Consider the following 19,617-nt stretch of genomic DNA (forward strand, 5'->3'; position numbering starts at 1 on the left):
GTCCAGCGCCGGTAGTCTCGCGCGCAGCGAGGGGAGAAACGCATGGCCGAGCCGGCCAGCCTCAAGGTCAGCGTGTGGCGCGGCGACGCCTTCCAGCGCTACGAGGTGCCAGCGGGCACCAACCAGACCGTGCTGGACGTGGTCACGCATATCCAGCGCGAGATCGATCCCTCCCTGGCCTATCGCTTCGCCTGCCGTGTGGGCATGTGCGGGTCGTGTGCGATGACGGTGAATGGGCGCGCGCGCTGGACCTGCCGGACGCATGTGAAGCGGGTGGTCGGCGAGGATGGCGCGCTGGAACTGCGGCCGCTCGCGAACCTGCCGGTGATCCGGGATCTCGCCGCCGACCTCACGCCCTTCTTCGAAAAGTGGCAGCGTGCGCGGGGCACCTTCCAGCCGAAGGATGCGGCCGAAGGGGCGGTGCCGGAGGATTTCGCGGTGGTGCCGCCGGCCTCCAAGGCGCGGCGGGAGGCGGATGCCGGCATCGAATGCATCGGCTGCGGCGTCTGCTACGCAAGTTGCGATGTGGTCGCGTGGAACAGCGACTACCTCGGCCCCGCCGCGATGAACCGCGCCTGGACGCTGGTGAACGACGTGCGCGACGGCGGGCGTGCCGAACGGCTCGATGCCGTGGCGGGGGATGCCGGCTGCCATTCCTGCCATTCCACGCAATCGTGCACGGAACGCTGCCCGAAGAACCTGGACCCGTCCTCGGCGATTGCCGGGCTGAAGCGGACGTTGTTCTGGGACACGCTGCTGGGGCGACGGTGAGCGACGCGTCGACGAAGGGCGACGCCATGCGCGCGGGTCGGCCGCGTCCCGCAACGCCGGGCGTGCATCTGTGGGTCGTGCAGCGCGTCACGGCGATGCTGCTGGGCATCGCGGTGGTGGTGCACCTGGTGACCATCGTGACCGCGGTGCGCGGCGGGCTGACCGCGCGCGAGATCCTGGATCGCACCCAGGGCAACGAAGCCTGGCTGCTGTTCTACGTGGTGTTCGCGCTGGCGGCCGGGCTGCATGGCGCGATCGGGCTGCGCAACATCGCCGCCGAGACGATCGGCCTGCGCGGCCGCGGTGCCGACCTGGCCTGGCTGGGGATCGGGCTGCTGATGGCCGCCTTCGGTATCCGGGCGGCCATCGGGCTGTATGCGTGATGGACCTGCGGCCGCGATCGCATCCGACCTACCTGGCCTTTGTGGTGCACCGCGTGTCGGGGCTGCTGCTCGCGCTGTTCCTGCCGCTGCATTTCTGGGCGCTGGGCAGCGCGATCACCAGCGAGGCACGGCTCGAGGGCTTCCTGCGCTGGGCGGACAACCCGCTGGCAAAGGCGGCCGAGACGGTGCTGGTCGTGCTTCTGGCCGCGCATCTGGCCGGCGGGCTGCGCGTCATGGCGCTGGAATTTCTCGGCTGGCGACGGCGGCAGAAGGACATGGTGGCGGTATCCGCCGGCGTGGCCCTGCTGGTCGGGCTGATCTTCCTGCTCAATGTGGTCTGAGGCCGCGCTCGTTGCCGGGGCGGTCTTCGTCGCCGGCTTCTGCGCCGGCATGGCGGGCTTCGCCTTCGTGCTGGTGGCGGCTTCGATCCTGCTGCACGTAGTCTCGCCGAGCGTGACCGCGCCGGTGCTGGTGCTGGGCAGCCTGATCTCGCAGGGCATGAGCCTGCCCGCGCTGTGGCGTCACATCGAATGGCCGCGCATGCGGCTGTTCCTGGCCGTGGCGGTGGCCGGCCTGCCCTTGGGCATCCTGGTGCTGGTGGTCGGCCCGGCGCGGATGATCGTGGCGGGCGTGGGCGTGTTGCTGGTGGTCTACGCCGGCTACATGCTGGCGCGCATCGCGCTGCGCATGGCCCCGCCGGATGTGCGGGGCAGCCGGACGGCCGATGGCGTGGTGGGATTCCTCAGCGGCATCCTGGGGGGCATCGGCGGCTTCGTCGGCGCGCTGCCGGCGATGTGGGCGGATATCCAGGGCTGGCAGAAGGACCGCGCCCGCGCCTTCATGCAGCCCTTCATCGTCTTCATGCAGGCGATCACCTGCGTCGGGCTTGCCCTGACCGGCTTCTTCACGCTGGAGGCGCTGGTGCTGGCCGCCCTCGCCACGCCCGCGCTGGTCCTGGGCACCTGGCTGGGGCTGCGCGCGTATCGGGTGCTGCCGGCGCAGGGCTTCCGCGTGGTATTGCTGGTGCTGTTGCTGGTCTCGGGCATTTCGCTGCTGGTCTGAACGGGAGGGTCCGCCATGACGCTGATGACGAAGCCTGGTGTGGAACCCCTGCGCGTCGAACCCGACGCGATCGAGGAAGCGGCGAAGCTTTTGTACATCCGCGCCTGCAAGATTTTGCCGGACGACATCAAGGCGGGCTTCGCGCGGCTTGATGCCAGCGAGACGGATGGGACGGCGCGCACCATCCTCGCCACCATGATCGAGAATATCGGCGTGGCGGAACGCATGGACAATCTGCTGTGCCAGGACACCGGAATCCCGATCTTCAACGTGCTGGTCGGCCGCCATGTGCAGGTCGATGGCTGGGCGCTGAAGGAGGCGATCGCGCGCGGCACGGCACGCGCCACGCGCGAGCATCCGCTGCGGTCCTCGGTGGTGCATCCCATCACACGCAAGAACGAACACACGAGTTGCGGCGAACGCGTGCCGGTCATCAACATTGACTTCACCGATGCCGAACGCGAGCTCCGGATCGAGATGATCCCGAAGGGGTCGGGTTCGGAGAACGGCTCCTTCCTGCAGATGCTGATCCCGGCGGATGGCGTGGCCGCGGTGAAGCGCTTCGTGGTGGATCGCGTGATCCAGGCGGGGGGAAAAGTCTGCCCGCCAACGATCGTGGGGGTGGGCATCGGCGGCACGTCGGATTTGTGCATGCACCTGGCGAAGGTCGCGGCGACCCGCGCGCTCGGTTCGCGCTGCACGGATGCCGAGGGCGCGAAGCTGGAGGCGGAGCTATCCGAGGCCGTGAACAGCCTGGGCATCGGCCCGCAGGGGTTGGGCGGGGACTCCACTGCCTTCGCCGTGCATGTCGAGACGGCGGCGACGCACATCACGATGAATCCCGTCGCGGTGAACATTCAATGCCATTCGGCGCGGCGCGCCAGCGCCACCTTCACGCCGGATGGCGTGGCGATCGGCTTCTGATGCTCGCCATTACCCGCGCGGGGCCGGCCGACCGCACGGCGCTGGTGTCGCTGCTGGCCGACATGGCACAGCATTATCGCGAACAGCGCGACATCGGTCGGCTCGCTGCGGCGGCCGAGGCGCTGACCAGCCCCGGGGGGCGCGCAGGCCCCTTCTGCCTGGTGGCCAGGCGCGGCGATGTCGCGGTGGGCTTCGCCTCGCTGTCGGGTTTCTTTCCGGCCTTCGACCTGACCTGGGGCCTGCTGCTCAAGGACATCTACGTCGCCGCCGGCGACCGCGGCAACGGTGTCGGCCGCGCGCTGATGACCGAGGTGATGCGCTTCGCCGTCGCCGCGGGCTATACCCGCGTGGACTGGACCACCGATGGCACGAATGGCCCTGCCCGCGCCTTCTATGCGGGGCTTGGTGTCGAGACCTCGGGCAAGATCTTCTATCGTCTGACCGGCAGCGCCCTGGCTGCCGCATCCAGCGGCGCCTGGCCGGCGGAGGAGACAACGCCGTGACGCATCATGTCCTGCCCATGCCGATCACCGAGGCGCAGGCGCGCAGCCTGCGCGCCGGCGACACGGTGACACTCGAGGAAACGCTTTACGGCATCCGCGACGCCACGCAGATCCACATGTTCGACCATGGTCGGCGAACGAAGTTCGACCTGCGCGGGCACGCGGTCATCCACACCGCGCCGAACCTGCGGAAGGTCGAGCGCTCCGGCACCAACCATTCTGGCTACGAGGCGGTGTGCGTCGGCACCACCACATCCGACCGCATGGAACGCTTCACCCGCCCGCTGATGGAACGCGAGGGCGTGCGCGCCATCATCGGCAAGGGCGGGCTGCGCGAGGGGTCGCTCGATGCCTTCCGCGACCTCGGCGGCGTATATCTGGCCGTGGTCGGCGGCGCGGCGGCGCTGGAGACGACGTGGATCGAGGCGGTGGAGGATGTCGACCTCGATGACCTCAACCCTGAGTCGCTCTACAAGTTCCGCATCAAGGGGTTCGGGCCGCTGCTGGTGGCGATGGATTCCCACGGCGGCAGCCTCTATGCGACCGTCAACGCCGAAGCCGCCAGGCGCCGCCAGGCGGTGCTGGAAAAGCTGGGGGCCGCATGACCGCGATCATCGCACCCATGATCCTGCTGCCGCTGCTGCTCATGGTGCAGGTGATGCCGCCGCCGATGGGCCAGATGGCCCTGCTGCTGGTGGTTGGGCGCGCCTATGGCACCGACCAGCGCGACGTGCCGGTGCCGCAGCCGCGCCTGCAATCCGCGCCCGCCGAGGATTGCAATTGCGGCGTGCCGGCCAGCCCACGGGGGCCGCGGTGATCACCCGCCGCCGCACCGACATCCTGGTGCTGGGCGCAGGCGGCGCCGGGTTGCTCGCGGCGCTGCACGCGAAAGATGCCGCGCCCGACCTGGACGTGACCATCGCCGTGAAGGGCCTGCTTGGGAAGTGCGGCTGCACGCGCATGGTGCAGGGCGGCTACAACGTCGCGATCGCGGCGGGCGATTCCGCCGAGCGCCACTTCATGGACACGCTCGACGGCGGCAAGTGGCTGAACGACCAGGACCTGGCCTGGACGCTGGTGGTCGGCGCGCAGCAGCGCATCCGCGAGTTGGAAAACCGCTGGGGCTGCTTCTTCGACCGCAACGCCGACGGCACCATCCACCAGAAGGCCTTCGCCGGGCAGACCTTCGACCGCACGGTCCACAAGGGCGACCTCACGGGCATCGAGATCGTCAATCGCCTGGCCGAACAGGTCTGGGCGCGCGGCATCAACCGGATGGAGGAACACCGCGCCGTCGCGCTGGTCCGTAGCGCCGATGGCGCGCGCCTGTCCGGCGTCATGCTCGTGGATATGCGCAGCGGGGCGCTGGTCTTCGTGCAGGCGCGCGCCGTGCTGCTGGGCACCGGCGGCGGGCCGACCATGTACAAATACCACACGCCCTCCGGCGACAAGGCCTGCGACGGCATGGCGATGGCGCTGCAGGCGGGCCTCGCGTTGCGCGACATGGAGATGGTGCAGTTCCACCCCACCGGCGTGCTTGCGGGCCCCGGCACGCGGCTGACCGGCACCATCATCGAGGAAGGGCTGCGTGGCGCGGGCGGCTACCTGCTCGGCGGCGACGGCCAGCGCTTCATGCACACGTACGACCCGCGCGGCGAACGCGCGACGCGCGACATCGTCAGCCGATCGATGCAGCGCGAGATCCTCGCCGGCAACGTGAACGCCGAAGGCGGGCTGTGGATCGAGATGAAGCATCTCGGCCCGGAGCGCGTGGCCCGCGAATTCAAGGGCATGGTCGAACGCTGCGCCGACGTCGGCTTCGACCTGGCGGGCGGGCGCGTCCCGGTCGTGCCGACCGCCCACTACATGATGGGTGGGCTGGTGTTCCGCGCCGATGGGTCCACCGACCTGCCGGGGTTGTTCGCGGCGGGCGAGGATACCGGTGGTGTGCATGGCGCGAACCGGCTCGGCGGCAATGGCGTGGCGAATTCCACGGTGTTTGGCGGCATCGCCGGCGATACGATGGGGCGCTGGGTGCCGCGCGACGGCGCCTTCGAAGAACCCGATCGCGTCGCGCTGGAAGCCGCCGTGGCCGCGGTCCATGCCCCCTTCGCGAAGCCCGCGCGCAACCTGAGCCCGATCCGCGACGCGCTGCTCGACCTGATGTGGGACAAGGCAGGCATCCTGCGCGACGGGCCGGGCCTGGCGCAGGCCGCGAGCGGCCTGGATGCGCTGGAGGCGGAGGTCGATGCGAGTGGTGTCGATGGTGCCGACCGGGCCTTCAACCTGACCTGGCATGACTGGCTGAACCTGAAGTCGCAGCTGATGGTCAGCCGGGCGATTGTGGCGGCATCCATCGCGCGGGAGGAATCGCGTGGCGCCCATTGGCGGGAGGATTTCCCGCAGACCAACCCCGACGCCGCGGGCCTGTCGGCCACGCGCGTGACGCTGGCAGACGGGCGGATCGCGCTCGACTGGCAGGCAGTGCGCTTCACGCGGCTGAAGCCCGGCGAGAGCCTGCTGGCTGCGGCAGCAGAGTGACCACCGCCTTCCCGACCTTCTCCGAGGCGGTGCGCGTGTGGCTGCGCGTCGGCCTGCTGTCCTTCGGCGGACCCGCCGCGCAGATCGCGGTGATGCACCGGGAGGTGGTGGATGACCGGCACTGGGTCTCCGACGCGCGCTTCCTGCATGCGCTGAACTTCTGCATGCTGCTGCCGGGGCCGGAGGCACAGCAGCTCGCGACCTACCTCGGTTGGCTGATGCATGGGGTCCGCGGCGGGCTGGTCGCGGGGCTGCTGTTCATCCTGCCCGGCGCGGTGGTGATGCTGGCGCTGTCCATCATCTACGCAACGCTGGGCGATGTGCCGGTCGTCGCCGCGCTGTTCTTCGGGTTGAAATGCGCAGTGCTGGTGCTGGTGGTGGAAGCCTTGCTGCGCGTGGCGAAGCGCGCGCTGAAGGGCACCGCGCCGTGGTTGCTCGCGGGGGCTGCATTCCTGGCGCTGGCGGTCTTCAACCTGCCCTTCCCGGTGGTGGTGCTGGCCGCGCTCGCGATTGGCTATGCCGCGCCGCAGGCTTTCGCCGCCGCCGGCCACGGCACGGCGAAGGAGGGTCCGCCGGCGCTGCTCGACGCGATGCTGGCGGCCGATCCAGACCGCATCGCGCGCATGGCGCCGGCCGCGCGGCGCGCCGGGCTGATCGCGCTGGCGATGTGGCTGTGGCCGGTGGTGCTGCTGATGGGCGTGCCGCTCTGGGGCGACATCGCGGTGTTCTTCTCGAAGATGGCGGTGGTCACCTTCGGCGGTGCCTATGCGGTGCTGGCCTATGTCGCGCAGGAGGCCGTGGAGAACTACCGCTGGCTGACCGCGCCCGAGATGCTGGCCGGGCTCGGCCTGGCCGAGACCACGCCCGGGCCGCTGATCCTGGTGCTGCAATTCGTGGGCTTCCTGGCGGGGTATCGCGACAGCGGCATCCTGGGGGGCGTGGGCGCCAGCCTGCTGACGCTGTTCGTCACCTTCGCGCCCTGCTTCGCCTGGATCTTCCTCGGCGCGCCATTCGTCGAGCGCCTGCACGACCAGCCTCGGCTGAAGGGTGCGCTGGCGGGGGTCACGGCGGCGGTGGTGGGCGTGATCGCGAACCTCGCGCTGTGGTTCGGGCTGCGCGTGGTCTTCGGGCAGGTGAACCGCGTGCCGATCGGCCCGGCGGCGATCGACCTGCCGGTGTGGTCCACGCTGCAGCCAAGCGCGCTGGCGCTGGCAGTGCTGGCCGCGGTGCTGCTGTTCGGGGCGAAGCTGGGCCTGGCGAAGACGCTCGTGATCAGCGCCGCGGCGGGGCTGGCGCTGTCCTACCTGCCGGTGTGACGCCGCTGCGCGGTTCCTCCAGCAGCCAGTACAGGATGTTGTTGCGGAAGGTCGGGTCGCGGGTGATTTCCAGGTGTTCGCGCGGCAGGAACAGCGCACGGCGGACATCCATGGGCGTGACCACAGCCGGACCGCGCGCCGCCGGATCCTGGCCCTGGCGGGCGTCGAGCATCGCGGAATCGCGCAGCACCAGGCCATCGCCCGGCGCTGTCGCGGCCACGACGATGCTGCCATCCGTCGCATTCGCGGCGTAGCGGACGGTGGTGGGCATGGCGTCGCCGGCCACGACCATCAGTTCCGTGCCGGGCGGGATGGTGGCCGGGCGATCCATGGCCGCGGCGAAGGCGCGCGCGCGGGCCAGCAGGCGCGCCTGCAGCGCGATGGCGATGCTCCGGCGTTCCCCGGCGCTGCCGACATCGGGCATGAGCTGCGCCAGGTCGGCGTCGATGCCCGGCTTGGCGATGCCCCAACCCATGCGTTGCCACACGGCCGGGTCGTGGATGTCGAGTGCGGTGTCGGTTCCCGCCAGCACCACCGGCCGCGCGCGGCTTCGCGGCAGCAGCTGGTACAACGACGGCATGGTGCCGAGGATGGCGGGGCTGTAGCGCGGCACGATCGGCGATCCGAAGTCGCGCCCATCGACCAGCACGCGGAAGCCGTCCAGCGACCCGCCATTGGGCGTGCCGACCTGGATCACCCGCCCCATCATGGCCGCACCTTCCCAGGTCAGCGGTGGCAGCGCGCCATTGGCCAGCAGGTCGGCCCCGCCATACATCATGGCGTAGCGCGCCACGATGCCGCCCATGGAATGCGCCACGATGTCGAACTTCACCGGCGCGTCGCGCATGCCATAGCGGCGCGCGTATTCGCCCTGCACGAAGGCGCGCTTCTCGCGCATGAAGGCCATCAGGCGGCGGGCATTCACCACGTTGTCCTGGCGCCAGTCATAGGCGAACTGGAAGCAGGTGAAGTGGTCGCGGCCGTAATCCACCTGGCCCCCGAGGCCGAGCGCCTCGTCCCGATAGCCGCCGACGCCGAGCGTGCTGAGGATCTCGGCATAGGCCTGCAGCGCGATGGGGATGCCAGCGATGCGGATGCGGACGCGGTCGAGCACGCCATCTGCCGCCACAGCGCTGCCCGGCGTGTTCATCATGTCGGTGAAGGGCAATGCGACGAGGCGTGCGCCGTCGGCCGTGCCCGGGTCGGCGGCGTTGCCGTCGAAGGCGCCCCAGACGATGCGGCCCGAAGCCGGGTCGCGCAGGCGACTGCCGAGCAGGCCCGGGATGACGATGATCGGGTTGCGGTCGATGTCGTGGTGCTGCGCCGCGGGGTTGTAGAGCAGTGCGAGGTCGGCCACCGGTTCGCGCGCGCAGGCGGCGAGCGTTGCGGTGGCGCCCAGCAGCAAGGCACGTCGCGATGCGGTGTTCATGTCCCGGCTTTCGCTCGTTGGGGACCCCCCGTTACGTTCCCCAGGATCCAAGGGGCGGTTGCCCCTTGGTGGGGAGCGCGAGGGGCCACGCCCCTCGCCCTACCGCGCCGCCTTGCGGATGTTCCAGGCAATGATGATCCCCGGCATGGCGAGCACGTCCGAGATGCGCGGCGTGATGGCGGAGGGCAGGTACCACTGCCCGTAGGGCACGTAGGGCACCAGCCGATATGCGCTCTCGTGCAGTTGCGTGAGGATGCGCAGGCGTTCGGCATCGTTGGCGGCGTAGGGGAAGGCATCGATCAGCGCCTGGTGTTCGGCGTCGCAGGGCCAGCCCGGCCAGGCGCGTTCGCAGGAGGCCTGCATGGGCACGTTGCCCACGGGGTCCGACGCGCCGAGCCCGTTCCAGAAGGTGAGGCCGATGTGCCAGCCGCCCTCGGCGGGCGGGCGGCGATTGGCGCGGCGGCCGGCCATGGAGGCAAAGTCCATCGCCTGCACATCGGTGCGGAAGCCGATGGACTGCATCTGCTGCGCCAGCACCAGGGTGGCGGCGTGCACGAAGGGGTTGTCGGTCGGGTCCATGATGACGATGGGCGTGCCGTCATAGCCGCTGTCGCGCAGCAAGGCGCGGGCGCGTTCGCGCGCGGCGGGGCTGCCGAGGCCAGCCGGCACGCCGGCGCTGGATTCCTGCGGCGACCCGCAGACGAAGAAGGCGTGGCAGACTTGGTACAGCGCCGCGTCGGGGAACATCGCCTGGAGGATTTCCTCCTGGTTCACCAACAGCATCAGCGCCTGGCGGGCGCGGGCGTCGTTGAAGGGTGGGTGGATGTGGTTCATGCGGATCATGCCCGGCGCACCCAGCGTATTGGTGCGGATGATGCGCATGCCGCGGCGCTGGAGCATGGGCAGGAAGTCCACGCCGGGGCTCTCGATGTAGTCGAGTTCGTTCTGGATCAGCGCCAGCACGGCGGTCTGCGCGTTCGCGATGTTGAGCCATTCGACGCGATCGACATGCGCGACCTTGCCGCCGGCGGTGCCCGAGGCCGGTTCGCTGCGCGGCACATAGGCCGGGTTGCGGCGATAGACCACGCGCGATCCGGGGATCCATTCGTCGCGCACGAAGATGAAGGGGCCGGAGCCGATGGTCTCCGTGATGTTCGTGAAGGGGTCCGTCGCAGCCACCCGCGCGGGCATGATGGCGGGCATGTTGCCGGCGGGCTTGGACAGCGCATCCAGCATCAGCCCGTAGGGGCGGCGCAGGCGCCAAATGATGGTCTTGCCGTCGGGCTCGGCGGTCAGCGCCTCGGTGATCGCCAGGATCTGGCGGCCATGCGGGTCGCGCGCCCCCCAGCGGCGCAGCGAGGCCACCACGTCGGTCGCCGTCACGGGGGCGCCGTCGTGGAACAGCAGCCCGTCACGCAGGGTGAAGGTCCAGGTCAGGGCATCGGCGCTGACCGTGTACGCGCCGACCATCTGCGGCTGCGGGCGCTGGTTCGCATCGCGGCCGAACAGCTGGTCGTAGATCATGTGCGCGTGGGATTGCACGACGCCGGCGGTGGTGTTGATCGGGTCGAGCGTCTGCAGGTCCGCGTTGGGGACCATGCGCAGGATGCGCTCGGGCGGGATGGGCTGAGCCTGCGCAGGCAGGCCGGCGAAGGCGGCCGCGGCCAGCAGCAGGGCGCGCGCGGTACGAAGGAACATGGCGGGTCTCCGAGTGGCGCCGGCTGAGGCGTCGCGCGATATTGGACCGACCGCTCCAGAATGAGAACCCGTCAGCATGGGCGTAACCCTGGCCCGCCACGCGGCGAAACCCGTCGGACCCGCAGATGACCCACACGACCCGCCGCATCCTGCCGCTGCTTGCAATGTCGCTCCCCGCGACGGCGGCCGAAACGTCGCTCGATGCGCTGCTCGGGCGGCACGTGTCGATGCATGCGGATGGCGTGGCGCGCGTCGCCTATGCGCGGTGGAAGGCCACGGCTGCCGACATGGCGGCGCTGGATATCTGGATCGGGGAGGCCGCCGCGCGCCGGCCATCCACGCTGCCACGCGCAGAGGCCTTCGCCTTCTGGGCAAACCTGTACAATGCGCTGACGCTGAAGGTGGTGCTCGATCGCTACCCGGTGCACTCGATCCGCGACATCCGTTCGACCGGCGTGCCTTTCGACCCGCGGCAGTTCAGCGGGCCGTGGCGGACGCGCCTGGTCGCGGTGGAAGGCCGCGCGATGTCGCTGGACGATATCGAACACGGCGTGATGCGCCCGCGTTTCCGCGACCCACGCGTGCACTACGCGGTGAACTGCGCGTCGATCGGCTGCCCGAACCTGCGCCCGCGGGCCTTCCGCGCCGCCAGCCTGGAAGCCGACCTCGACGACGCGGCGCGCGCCTTCGTCAACCATCCACGCGGCGCGACAGTGCTGCCCGACGGGCGACTGCGCGTGAGTTCGATCTACCACTGGTTCCGCGAGGATTTCGGCGGCGACGACGCCGGCGTGGTCGCGCATCTGCGCAGACATGCCGCGCCCCCGCTGGCCGCGCGGCTCGCGCAGGGCACCGCGATCGCAGGGCATGATTACGACTGGGCGCTCAACGACGCGACCGGCTGAGCGACACCGCTGAGGCCGAAGGCAGGGCGCAATCGCAGCCCGACCCAGCAGCCCGGCAGCACCGCAACGAACCAGGCAAACCCATGCAAGCTGCCCGAGGAGATGCCGCCGAGGAACGCCCCGACATTGCAGCCGAACGACAGCCGCGCGCCGATGCCCAGGAGCAGCCCACCCACCGCCGCCCCCGCAGCCGGGCGCAGGCCGAGCGGAACGCCATGGCGCAGTCGCCCGGTCGCCGCCGCCGCGCCCAGCGCACCGAGCAGCAGCCCGACATCCCCGAGCGACCCGTGCATCGCCAGCAGCGGCCCGTCCAGCATTGCCGCCATGCCGGGTTCGGACCAGAACTCGGTCCCGTCGAGCACCGGCGCCACCGCGGTGATCGCCTGCGCGCCCCACAGCGTGAGCCCCATGGTGATGCCCCAGGGCAGGCCCGAGACCAGGAACACCGCCGCCGCCAACGCACCGATCACCGCCCCGGCGCGCAGCCGGCCGGCCGGCGGGCGGGTGCCGCGCAGGACGGCGGCCGCGAAGGCCAGAAGCAGTGCCTCGGTGACAATCAGCCCGCCCCAGGGGCCGAACCAGGCGGCCAGGTCGACCTCGATGCCAGGCAGGCGCAGCGCCGTGGGCAGCGCCAGGCTGCCGAGCACGCCGCCCAGGCAGAAGAAGGGCAGCGCCACCCACATGCGGCGCGACCCCTGCCCCGCCGCGGCCAGCGCGCCGGATCCGCAGCCATTGGCGAGCATCATGCCCACGCCGAACAGCGCCGCGCCGACCAGCAGCGACGGCCCGACCGGCGCGACGTAACGCCCGTAGCCCTCCGCCAGCACACCCACGGGCAGCACCACCAGGGTGGCCACCGCCGGCACGACGAAGGCCGCACCCAGCGCGCGACCGTCCCGCTCGGCGAGGAAATCGCGGAACCCGCCGGTGAAGCCGTAGTCGAGCAGCACGAAGGCACCGCCGATCGCCATCGTCAGCAGCAGCAGCGGCGCCAGAGCAGGGTCCGGCAGCGGCCGGATCGCCCAGAGCACGGCCGCAGCGCCGGCTGCGGCGAGCAGCAGCGCCGGCCAGTGCGGGCGCACCGCCACGCTATTCGGTGGCCCGGCGGACGAGGCCCTCGAGCGCTGCCTCGGTCATGCGGCGTCCCTCCGGCGGCTGCTGGATGCCGTGGCGGGCGAAGATGCGCGCGGCGATATCCTCGCCGGTGCTGCGCGTCACCTGCGTGGCACCGGCATCGTCCTGCCAGACCAGCACGCGCAGCGGCAGGTCGATCGCAAGCGTCGGGTTCGCGGCCATGGCCGGCGTGCCGCCGCGCGGGTTGCCGAAGACCACGACCGTGCGCGGGCGGAGCGTGAGGCCCGCGGCCTGTGCGGCGGCGGCGTGGTCGATCTCGGTGAAGACCACCCAGTTCGCGGCGCGCACGGCGGCGGCGAAGCGGTCGATCGTGGCGCGCACGTCGTGCGGGCTCGCGCGGGTGACCAGGCCGGCCTCCTGCGCGAAGGCCGGCGCGGCGCACGGCAGGGCGGCCAACGCGATGAACAGGGCGGCGCGACGCGCCAGCGCGAGCGTGGTGGACATGCGGGGTACTCCAAGGGCGGGCAAGGGCCCGGCGCAGAGGCTTCGCCGCACCGGCGTGTGAGGTTACGCGCCATGCGCCATGCGACGCGGCGGGGATGCCCGGTGCCGGCGACCTGCCCGTTCGGTGTCGCCGCGCTTCAGGCGCCCTGCAGTTCCACCTTCTCCTCGTTCGCGTGGTGGAAATTGGCGCGCTGGTAACCGGTCATGAATTCCGGATAGGTGATGGCGGGCATGCGCGCTGGGCTGCCATCCGCCGTGATGGGCGCCATCACGGCGGTGTAGTTCGCATCGAAGAAGAACGGGATGGCGTAGCGTTCGCGGCCCGACCGATTGATCACGCGATGTGGCGTAGCGAGGAAGCGGTTGTCGGTCCAGCGCCGCAGCATCATGCCACCATTGATCAGCAGCGCGCCCTCGGGGGCCGGCGCATCCACCCATTCGCCGGTGGTCAAGCGCAGCGACAGACCGGGGATGCGGTTCTGCGCCAGGATGGTCATGAAGGACGTATCCAGGTGCGGGGCGATGCCGAATTCGTTCTCCGGCGCCGTCGGTTCCTGCTGCGGGTAGTGCGACATGCGCAGCGTGTACATCGGGTCGGTGAAGAAGGGCGCGAAGTAACCGGGGGCCAGGCCCAGGGCGCGCGCATAGACGGGCAGCAGGGACAGCGCCAGGCCCTCGAAGGCGTCGCAGGCGGCCAGCACCTGGTCGCGAAAGCCGGGCAGGTTCGCAGGCCACTGGTTGACGCCGCGAAAGCGCAGCCCGGCCCGCACGTCCGGGTGGTCGGGCGGCAGGTCGCGCTTGAAGAAGACCGCCTCGTTGGCGTTGGGCAGCGCGACCTCGCCCACTGCGTTCACGCGCGTGGTCGCACCGCGCAGCGGCATGTAGCCGATGTTGTGCTCGTTGATGCGCAGCGCGAGCTTGGCGTCCAGCGGCTGGGCGTGGAAGCGCTCGGCCGCTTCGAAGGTCGCGTCCAGCAGCGCCTGGTCGATGCCGTGGTTACGGACGAAGTAGAAGCCTACCTCCGTGAAGGCGTGGCGAAGTTCGGCGCCGAGCGCCTCCAGCGCACCGGGCGTGCCCGCGCGCAAGGGACCAAGGTCGAGGACGGGGATGGTCATGGCTTCCTCCTCAGGCAGGCAACAGGTTGAGGCGGCGGAGCAGGCCACGCTCCTCCTCCATGGTGCGGCGCATCTGCTCGCGATAGGCGGCGCCATCGAGCAGCATCAAGGGCTGGTCCATGCGCTCCAGGAAGGCGGTGTGGGCGGGGTCCTGCGCGGCGGCGCGGAAGGCGTCGGCCAGCACGGCGACCACCGCGGGGTCCATCCCGCGCGGCCCGATCAGCCCGCCGGGGCTGTCCACCACGATGTCGAGCCCCTGGTCGCGCAGCGTGGGCACCTGCGGGAAGCGCCGCGCGCGCTCGCTGCCATATGTCGCGAGCAGCCGCAGTTGCCCGGCCTCGACCAGCGGCGTCCAGCCCGAGGCCTCCGAGGCGAAGTTGATCTCGCCCCCCAGCAGCGCGCGCAGCGTGTCGGAGGTGCCGCGATAGGGCACATGCGTCCAGGTCAGGTTGCGCGCCAGGCCGATGCGTTCGACCACGAGGTGCTGCGTCGATCCGATGCCGAGCGAGCCGAAATTCAGCCGCCCCGGATTGGCCTGCGCATAGGCCAGCAGGTCGTCGAGCGTGCGCCAGGGCGAATCCGCGCGCACCACCAGGCCCATCACGAAGCCGGTGATCTGCAGGATGTAGCTGAGGTCGTTGATCGGGTCGTAGGGCGGGCGCGGGTTCAGCAGCATCTGCCGCACCACGCCCACATGCATCTGCGACACCGTGTAGCCATCCGGCCGCGCTTCCTGCAGCGCGAGTGCGCCGAGCGTGCCCGAGGCACCCGCGCGGTTCTCGACCACGACGGGCTGGCCGAAGCGGCGCGAGACGGCCTCGGCCATGATGCGGAAGCCGAGGTCGGCCGGCCCGCCCGCGGTCCAGGGTACGATCAGGCGGATGGAGCGGTCGGGGAAGCGCGCCTGCGCAAGGGCCGGCAGTGGCAACGCTGCGATCGCACCAAGCAGCGCAATGCGGCGGGTCGGTCGGGTCGTCATCGGTCACTCCCCCGGTTTGGTGGAGTGTGGCGCGCGTCCACCGCTGCGGGCAAGCCGCGCAGGTGCGCACCGCGTGGCCGCGCCGATCACGCCGCGATCAGAGCACCGGCCCCATCACCGCCACCGCGTTGTTCCACAGCCGCCGCTGCCAGGGCCAGGCGGCGACCTCGTCCGCGGTGACCCTGCGGCTGCGCGCGATGAAGGCCGCCTGGCGGTCGCGCAGCAGCGCGGTGGTCGCGGCATCTGCCAGCAGGATCGTGTTCTCGTAGTTCAGGTCGAAGGACCGGCGATCCATGTTGGCGGACCCGACCAGCGCGACCTCGCCATCCAGCGTGAGGGTCTTGGCGTGCAGCAGACCGCCCTCGAATTCATGGATGACCACGCCGGCGGCCAGCAATTCGGCGTAGCAACTGCGGCTGGCGGCGGCGACAGCCCAGTTGTCGTTGCGCGCCGGGAAGACGATGGTGGTTGCGACACCGCGGTTCGCCGCGGCGCACAGCGCGGCCTGCAGCGGGTCGTCCGGCACGTAGTAGGGCGTGGTGACAACCAGTTCGCGCCGCGCGGCGTAGATCAGCGACTGAAACATCTCGGGCATGGCGGAATGGCGGCTGGTCGGGCCGCTCGCCACCACCTGCGCGGGAAAGCCCGGGCCCGGCGCGGGCATGGGGGCGGTCAGCAGGGGCGTGAGATCTTCGTCGGTCCAGGCCATCCAGTCGCTGGCGAACAGGTGCTGGTTCTGCCGCGCTACCGGGCCTTCGAAGCGCAGCAGTACGTCCACCCAGGGGGCGTAGCGAGGCTTCACCCGGAACTCCGGGTCGGCGCAGTTCTGGCTGCCGCACCAGGTGATGACGCCATCCACCACCACCAGCTTGCGATGGTTGCGCAGGTCGATCCGCCCCGCCATCGGCCGCAGCAGCGGGTTGCCGATCGGCAGCGCACGCCCCAGCCGCACGCCAGCGCCCGCCATGTCCCGCCACAGCGCGTGGCGGATCAGCAGTTTCGACCCGAGGTCGTCGACCATCGCGCGGCAGGCCACGCCGCGGCGCGCGGCCCGCATCAGGGCGTGGGCGACCTTGGTGCCATTGCCGTCGGGCAGCCAGATGTAGAAGACCAGATGGACGTGGTCCGTCGCGGCATCGATATCGGCGACCAGCGCGTCGATGGCGCTGTTGGAATCGGGCAGCAGCGCCGCCGCGTTGCCGCTGCAGGCCGGGTAGCCGCTGATCGATTCCCCCACGCGGAACAGTGGCGCGTGGCGTTCGGGCAGGTCGGCCGGCGCCGTGGGGGGGGCGGGCAGTTCGGCGCGCACCTGGCGCATGCGTTCAGCGCGGCGGCGGCCGATGCTGGTCTCTCCCAGCAGCAGGTAGCCCAGGATGCCCGCCACCGGCACCGCCAGCACCACCACCACCCAGGAGATGCGGGACGCCGGGTTGCGGTGCGGGCGCAGCAGCACGCGCAGGATGACGGCCGCCTGCGCGATGAGGTGCAGCGCGACCCACATCGCCGCGCGTCAGGCCGTGCCGCGACCGAAGACGGCCCCGGCCATGCGCTTCAGCCCCACCGCCTGCTGCCGCAGCCAGCCGCCGGTGGCCAGGGCTTCCGGTGCCTCGGGGTCGCCGGTGCGCGGATAGACGTCGCGCTTGAAATCCGCGGTGCCGAAGATCCAATCCCAGACCGGCAGCAGCACCGCGTAGTTCTTTCCGTGGTCGGCAATGGACAGCACGCCGTGGTGCAGCCGGTGGAAGCGCGGGGAGACGATCAGCCGTTCCCCGATCCGCCCGAAGGACAGGCGGACATTGGCGTGCGACAGGCTCTCGGCCAGGCGCATCACCAGCACCAGCAGCGGGAATTGCCCGGGCGGCACGCCGATCAGCAATGCGATGGCGCCGAACCACAGAGCCGCGATCACCTCATCCAGGATGTGGTTGCGGTCGTCGGTCCAGAAGGTCATCTGGCGCTGCGCGTGATGGATGGAATGCAGCGCCCACCACCAACGGAAGGTGTGCTGGAAGCGGTGACGCCAGTATTCGCCGAAATCCAGGATCACGACGTAGATGGCGAAGGCCAGCAGCGGCATCTCGCGCAGCGCGGGGAACAGTGTCTCCAGCGTGGGCGGCACGAAGCCGCTGTCCGCCACGCTGCCTTCCCACCAGGCCTGCAGCGAGGCCAGCAGCACGAAGGCCACCATCGGCAGCAGGCCAAGCCGCGTGAGCAGCGTGTAGATGATGTCGGTCCGGATGGCGCGGCGGTCAGTGACCGGTTCGACCGGGCGCCAGGCCTCGAGCGGCCGGCACACCACATAGACCACGATGATCGAGAACACGCCGAACAGGCCGAATTCCAGCCATTCGAGCGCGTCGTCGGCCCAGTCCATCAGGCCCGCCTGGTACATCAGCGGCTGCAGCAGGGTCTCGAAGATCCAGCCCGTCACGTCGTCGAGCGCGTGGTTGAAAGAATCGATCATGGCGCGGAGACTCTACCGCCGGCCCTCGGGCGGCAAGGTCGCAAAGCAGAAGCCGCGCGCCTGCAGCCCGCCGATCACTTCGTCCAGCACATTCGCATACGGGTCGCGGCGGGACCGGATGCCCCAGTGCATCACCAGAACCTCGCCGTCGCGGATGTTCGCCACCGCGCGGCGCGCCAGCGCGGCATTGGGGTGGGCGTCACTGGGCAGTTCGTCGCCCAGGAAGCCGTTCGCGGTCCAGCCCTGATGGCGCAGCCCGCAGGATGCCGCCATGGCGACCGCGCCGGGGGTGGTGATGCCCCCCGGCGCGCGCCACAGCGGCAGCACGACGGCGCCGGGCACCGCTTCACGCAGGCGTTCGATGGGCCGCGCGAGTTCCCGGCACATCGCGGCCTGGTCCAGCACTTCCTCGCCTTCGCGGGTGCGCGAGACGTAGCGGGTGCGCCCTGGTCCGGTATCACCGCGGAAATACCAGTGGCGGTCGGTGTGGCTGGCGAAGACGTGCCCTTCCGCCGCGCGGGCGCGCCAGAAGGCCGCCCAGGACGGCGACAGGCTGCGCTCGCCGGTATGGGTCGGTTCGTTCGCGACGAACAGGGTGGCGCGCACGCTGCGGCGCTTCAGGATTTCAGCGATCTGCTCCGCCTCGCGCCCCCAGCCGGTGTCGATGGTCAGGTAGAGCGTGCCGGCGCGGCAGGATGCGGGGGCCTGTGCCTCGGCGCGCCCGGCCAGGAGCAATGCCAGCAGCGCGAGGGCGGCGCCGATCCGCCGCCTGGCCTCAGCGCGCATTCGCCCCGCGGCCGGCGGCGGAGGTCTGCACCAGACCCTCGGTCTCGGCGCGGCGGGGCTGGACGAAGATGCCGTGCGGGCTGCGGCCGACGCGGATGGTTTCGTATTCGCCGCTGCGGGGGTCGACGCGTGCGATCCGCCCGGCCCAGCGCAGCGTGACCCAGATGCGGCCATCGGGGTCGAAGGCGATGCAGTCCGGCCCGCCGGGCAGGTCGATGACGCGGCGGACATCGAGGGTGCTGGGGTCGATCTCCGCCAGGCGCGACTGCACGCGGCTGGTCGCCCACAGCGCGCGGCCATCGGGCTGGGCGAAGATGGTATGCGCGCCGCGGCCGACCGGGATCTGCTTTTCGATCTCGCGGGTCTCGGGATTGATCACGGCGAAGTGGTCCGAGCCCATGATGCCGGCGATGAGCCTGCCGCGATGCCAGACGATGCCGGCCGGTTCGCGCCCGACCGGAACCTCCCACAGCGGCTGGAAGGTCGCGAGGCTGATGGCGGCGACCGTGCCGCTGCCCTGCAGGGTCACGTAGACCACGCTGGAATCCGGCCGGAACGCCATGTGCGACGGCTTTTCGGGCATGCGCAGGCGCGCCAGCAGCGCCATGGAGCGCGCATCGTAGACATCCACCTGGTTGCGCCGCAGCGAGCAGATGACCAGGAAGCGCCCATCGGGCGAGAAATCGAGGTGGTAGGGGTTCGACACGCGTTCGCGCCGGCGGATGTCGCCGGTGGCGGGGTCGACGAAGAAGATCTCGTTGCCGCCGGAATCGGCGATCAGCAGCTCGCGCCCGTCGGGGCTGAGGACCAGGTGGTGGACCTCCCGCAGGGCGGGGATGCGGCGCAGTTCCTGGCGCGTGATGGCATCGAGGATCGAGATGCTCGAATCCCCCGAATTCAGCACATAGACGAGGTCGGCCGCGGCCGGGCGTGCCAGCAGCAGCAAGGGGGCGGACAGCAGGAGGGCACGGCGGCGCATGGCGGGCACACTGCGGTTGGCGAGACGGAGGGGGCGCCGTCATCGCGGAAACTGCGCCGGGCTTGTGTCCGGCGCAAGGCGGATTCGGTCGGTTTCTGCTTGGCAGGCCCGGCACCGGCCCGCACCCCCACATCAGCATCCTGGAATGGGTGGCCGCGTGAAGGTGCGGGCCGGTGCCGATCTT

At 70.7% G+C, this 19,617-nt stretch carries 21 protein-coding genes; 11 read left to right on the forward strand and 10 right to left on the reverse strand.

Annotation, left to right across the window (positions count from 1 at the left end):
- Window positions 1-42: 42 nt before the first annotated feature.
- The 10 genes from MWM08_RS15275 to chrA are packed head-to-tail and all read left to right on the forward strand — an operon-like array spanning window position 43 to window position 7,500.
- The gene (locus MWM08_RS15275; RefSeq protein ID WP_244407363.1) at window positions 43-771 is read left to right on the forward strand and encodes a succinate dehydrogenase/fumarate reductase iron-sulfur subunit; all 729 of its coding nucleotides are present in this window, start codon (window positions 43-45) and stop codon (window positions 769-771) included.
- A complete protein-coding gene (locus MWM08_RS15280) occupies window positions 768-1,154 on the forward strand; it encodes a succinate dehydrogenase/fumarate reductase transmembrane subunit (protein ID WP_244407364.1) in 387 nt (128 codons plus the stop codon). Before MWM08_RS15275 ends, MWM08_RS15280 begins: the two co-directional genes overlap by 4 nt.
- A complete protein-coding gene (gene sdhC / locus MWM08_RS15285) occupies window positions 1,154-1,495 on the forward strand; it encodes a succinate dehydrogenase, cytochrome b556 subunit (protein WP_244407365.1) in 342 nt (113 codons plus the stop codon). The genes MWM08_RS15280 and sdhC overlap by 1 nt, the downstream gene beginning before the upstream one ends.
- Window positions 1,485-2,216 carry a sulfite exporter TauE/SafE family protein gene (locus tag MWM08_RS15290; RefSeq protein ID WP_244407366.1) on the forward strand — a complete coding sequence of 244 codons (732 nt, stop codon included), beginning with the start codon at window positions 1,485-1,487 and terminating at the stop codon, window positions 2,214-2,216. The genes sdhC and MWM08_RS15290 overlap by 11 nt, the downstream gene beginning before the upstream one ends.
- Window positions 2,217-2,231: 15 nt before the next feature.
- The gene (locus MWM08_RS15295) at window positions 2,232-3,140 is read left to right on the forward strand and encodes a fumarate hydratase (protein ID WP_244407367.1); all 909 of its coding nucleotides are present in this window, start codon (window positions 2,232-2,234) and stop codon (window positions 3,138-3,140) included.
- A complete protein-coding gene (locus MWM08_RS15300) occupies window positions 3,140-3,643 on the forward strand; it encodes a GNAT family N-acetyltransferase (RefSeq protein ID WP_244407368.1) in 504 nt (167 codons plus the stop codon). The genes MWM08_RS15295 and MWM08_RS15300 overlap by 1 nt, the downstream gene beginning before the upstream one ends.
- On the forward strand, window positions 3,640-4,248 hold the full coding sequence (locus MWM08_RS15305; RefSeq protein ID WP_244407369.1) for a fumarate hydratase C-terminal domain-containing protein: 609 nt from the start codon (window positions 3,640-3,642) through the stop codon (window positions 4,246-4,248). The genes MWM08_RS15300 and MWM08_RS15305 overlap by 4 nt, the downstream gene beginning before the upstream one ends.
- Entirely contained in the window at window positions 4,245-4,460 is a 216-nt protein-coding gene (locus MWM08_RS15310; RefSeq protein ID WP_244407370.1) for a hypothetical protein, read from the forward strand. The genes MWM08_RS15305 and MWM08_RS15310 overlap by 4 nt, the downstream gene beginning before the upstream one ends.
- Window positions 4,457-6,184, forward strand: coding sequence for an L-aspartate oxidase (locus MWM08_RS15315; RefSeq protein ID WP_244407371.1), 1,728 nt, complete (start codon window positions 4,457-4,459; stop codon window positions 6,182-6,184). Before MWM08_RS15310 ends, MWM08_RS15315 begins: the two co-directional genes overlap by 4 nt.
- Window positions 6,181-7,500, forward strand: coding sequence for a chromate efflux transporter (gene chrA, locus MWM08_RS15320; protein WP_244407372.1), 1,320 nt, complete (start codon window positions 6,181-6,183; stop codon window positions 7,498-7,500). Before MWM08_RS15315 ends, chrA begins: the two co-directional genes overlap by 4 nt.
- Here the strand turns inward: chrA and MWM08_RS15325 are convergent.
- Together MWM08_RS15325 and MWM08_RS15330 are read right to left on the reverse strand one after the other, a co-directional pair.
- Window positions 7,457-8,929, reverse strand: coding sequence for an alpha/beta hydrolase (locus tag MWM08_RS15325; RefSeq protein ID WP_244407373.1), 1,473 nt, complete (start codon window positions 8,927-8,929; stop codon window positions 7,457-7,459). The two genes, chrA and MWM08_RS15325, sit on opposite strands and share 44 nt — an antisense overlap.
- Window positions 8,930-9,028: 99 nt before the next feature.
- A complete protein-coding gene (locus MWM08_RS15330) occupies window positions 9,029-10,627 on the reverse strand; it encodes an ABC transporter substrate-binding protein (RefSeq protein ID WP_244407374.1) in 1,599 nt (532 codons plus the stop codon).
- Between the two features lie 125 nt (window positions 10,628-10,752).
- Here MWM08_RS15330 and MWM08_RS15335 point away from each other — a divergent pair, with 125 nt between their 5' ends.
- Entirely contained in the window at window positions 10,753-11,532 is a 780-nt protein-coding gene (locus MWM08_RS15335; protein WP_244407375.1) for a DUF547 domain-containing protein, read from the forward strand.
- Here the strand turns inward: MWM08_RS15335 and MWM08_RS15340 are convergent.
- The 8 genes from MWM08_RS15340 to MWM08_RS15375 all read right to left on the reverse strand — a co-directional run bounded on the left by MWM08_RS15340 (window position 11,499) and on the right by MWM08_RS15375 (window position 19,433).
- A complete protein-coding gene (locus MWM08_RS15340; protein ID WP_244407376.1) occupies window positions 11,499-12,614 on the reverse strand; it encodes a YeeE/YedE thiosulfate transporter family protein in 1,116 nt (371 codons plus the stop codon). The genes MWM08_RS15335 and MWM08_RS15340 overlap by 34 nt on opposite strands.
- A 7-nt stretch (window positions 12,615-12,621) precedes the next feature.
- Window positions 12,622-13,110: a DUF302 domain-containing protein gene (locus MWM08_RS15345; protein ID WP_244407377.1), complete on the reverse strand. Its 489-nt coding sequence runs from the start codon at window positions 13,108-13,110 to the stop codon at window positions 12,622-12,624.
- Between the two features lie 137 nt (window positions 13,111-13,247).
- Entirely contained in the window at window positions 13,248-14,225 is a 978-nt protein-coding gene (locus MWM08_RS15350) for an isopenicillin N synthase family dioxygenase (protein WP_244407378.1), read from the reverse strand.
- Between the two features lie 10 nt (window positions 14,226-14,235).
- A complete protein-coding gene (locus tag MWM08_RS15355; protein WP_244407379.1) occupies window positions 14,236-15,204 on the reverse strand; it encodes a tripartite tricarboxylate transporter substrate binding protein in 969 nt (322 codons plus the stop codon).
- A 97-nt stretch (window positions 15,205-15,301) separates the two neighbouring features.
- Window positions 15,302-16,705: a cardiolipin synthase gene (gene cls / locus MWM08_RS15360; protein ID WP_244407380.1), complete on the reverse strand. Its 1,404-nt coding sequence runs from the start codon at window positions 16,703-16,705 to the stop codon at window positions 15,302-15,304.
- Between the two features lie 9 nt (window positions 16,706-16,714).
- A complete protein-coding gene (locus MWM08_RS15365; RefSeq protein WP_244407381.1) occupies window positions 16,715-17,668 on the reverse strand; it encodes a sterol desaturase family protein in 954 nt (317 codons plus the stop codon).
- Between the two features lie 12 nt (window positions 17,669-17,680).
- Window positions 17,681-18,454 (reverse strand): polysaccharide deacetylase family protein, encoded by a 774-nt coding sequence (locus MWM08_RS15370; protein WP_244407382.1) that lies wholly within the window; start codon window positions 18,452-18,454, stop codon window positions 17,681-17,683.
- A complete protein-coding gene (locus MWM08_RS15375) occupies window positions 18,444-19,433 on the reverse strand; it encodes a YncE family protein (RefSeq protein ID WP_244407383.1) in 990 nt (329 codons plus the stop codon). The genes MWM08_RS15370 and MWM08_RS15375 overlap by 11 nt, the downstream gene beginning before the upstream one ends.
- Window positions 19,434-19,617 lie beyond the last annotated feature (184 nt).

The organism is Roseomonas fluvialis (genome assembly GCF_022846615.1).
GTDB lineage: Bacteria > Pseudomonadota > Alphaproteobacteria > Acetobacterales > Acetobacteraceae > Neoroseomonas > Neoroseomonas fluvialis.